Annotated in this window: 1 protein-coding gene; it reads left to right on the top strand. The window is 61.4% G+C overall.

Going from position 1 to position 471, the window contains the following annotated elements:
* Positions 1 to 398: hypothetical protein (locus EJ063_RS20930; protein ID WP_208640396.1), on the top strand; the 398-nt coding region annotated here is incomplete at its 5' end.
* Positions 399 to 471 lie beyond the last annotated feature (73 nt).

Genomic DNA, 471 nt, shown 5'->3' with positions numbered 1-471 from the left:
TTGCGTCTGCCGCGGCAGAGGCGCTCCGTTCCGCTGCTGTTTCAGATGACCTGGCATTCGTCTCGGACGTTTTTGCCGCCCTGGCAGAATTTTCTGCCGCCGTTGCCGAGGAAGCTGCACGACCGGCACTTGATGATGCGTTCGTTTCTGATGATTTTGCTGCCTCTTTTGAGGCCACCGCATCTCGTGCTGAAGTGGCGGCCTCTGACGCTTTCGTGGCCGCGGTGGAGGCAGACGTGGCGGCTGATTGTTGTGACGCTGCAGCATTCGTTTCTGACGTTTTCGCCGCACCGGCACTGGTGGCCGCCGCGTTTTTTGAGGACTCTGCGGCTGCGGCACTTTTTTCCGCTTCAGTGGCCTTTGCTGATGCCGCTTCTGCGCCGGAGGACGCTTCCTGAGCTGACGATGCAGCCTGTCCGGCGGACGTGCTGGCGGCGCGTGCTGAGTCAGTTGCATCAGTCACAAGGGCCG

The sequence above is a fragment of the Vibrio aquaticus genome, assembly GCF_003970385.1.
Taxonomy (GTDB): Bacteria; Pseudomonadota; Gammaproteobacteria; order Enterobacterales; family Vibrionaceae; genus Vibrio; species Vibrio aquaticus.
Note: the sequence above shows the minus strand (reverse complement) of the source record. Positions and strands in the feature narration are given on the sequence as shown.